1 protein-coding gene is annotated in these 1,331 nt (G+C 72.3%); it reads left to right on the top strand.

Going from position 1 to position 1,331, the window contains the following annotated elements:
* A partial coding sequence (locus tag AC1KAR_RS20295; protein WP_480321134.1) for a type VI secretion system Vgr family protein occupies positions 1 to 1,331 on the top strand: 1,331 nt, incomplete at both ends.

The raw sequence follows: 1,331 nt of genomic DNA, 5'->3' as shown, positions 1-1,331 counted from the left end.
CCCCATGAACGACCGCCTGAGCGACGCCGCACTGGCGACTTCACTGCCTGCCCCGCTGTCGAATCTGCTTGCGCGCTGGACGAGCGCTGTGCGGCTGTACAACCTCGAAGGCGCAGCGCAGGTGGGCGAGCTGATGGTCGAGCGCTTCAGCCTCGTCGACACCCTGAGCGAGCCCTTCAGCCTGCAGCTGCAGACCCTGAGCCTGCACACCCACGTCGACCTGCACGCACTGCTCGGTGAGCGCCTCACCCTGCTCACCACCCTGGCCGACGGCAGCCGCCAGCGGCGCAGCGGCATCGTCATGGCCGCGCGCGAAGCCGGCGCCGACGGCGGCCTCGTGCGCCACCAACTCACCATCCAGCCCTGGATCGCCCTGCTCGCCCACAGCCACGCCAGCCGCGTCTGGCAAGACAAGACCATCGTCCAGATCCTCGACGACGTGCTCGGCGCGCCGGCCTACGGCGCCCACGCCGCCTGGCGCTGGGGCGAGGCGGCTGCGGGTGGAACGGCTGGAGACGGCACTGCTGAAGACCTCAGCGCCTTCCTTGCCCGCGGCCCCCACGGCGGCGTGCGCCCCTACTGCGTCCAGTACCGCGAGAGCGACCTCAGCTTCCTCAGCCGCCTGCTCGCCGAAGAAGGCCTGGGCTGGCGCGTCGAAGAGACCGCCCCCGGCGATGCCAGCGCCCCCAGCGGCCACCGCATCGTCTTCTTCGCCGACTCCGCCCAGTGGCCCGAGAACCCCGCCTCGCGCTCCCCCGTGGGCGGCCCCGGCATCCGCTTCCACCGCGGCTCGGCCACCGAACAGCAAGACGCCATCCAGGCCTTCGGAGGCGCCCGCCAGCTCAGCCCCGCCGCCAGCGCCATCCTCCAGTGGGACCACCAGGCCAAGCGCGCCATCGCCGTCGAAGCCCCCAGCGCCCACCCCTACACCAGCGAGTCCCTGCGCGACACCACCCCCTGGCTGCAGCACTACGCCCCGCTCGGCGCCACCGCCGAGACCGCCCTGAGCGGCGGCAGCCCCTGCACCGCCAGCGAACTCCTGCACCGCGCCACCTGCCACCAGCAAGCCTTCGAAGCCCGCCACAAGACCTGGCTCGGGCGCAGCAGCGTGCGCAGCCTGCGCGCCGGCGAACACTTCGCCCTCACCCACAGCACCCTGGACAGCCTGGCCGAGCTGCAGACCGAGGCCGACCGCCAGTTCAGCGTGCACACCGTGCACGCGCTCGGCGTCAACAACCTGCCCAAGGAACTCAGCGAGCAACTCATGGGCGCCCCGCTCGACGACCCCTTCGCCGAACTCGAGGGCCGCCCGACCGACCCGCTGCAGTCCA

The organism is Piscinibacter sp. PDB1-1 (genome assembly GCF_056675995.1).
Note: the sequence above shows the minus strand (reverse complement) of the source record. Positions and strands in the feature narration are given on the sequence as shown.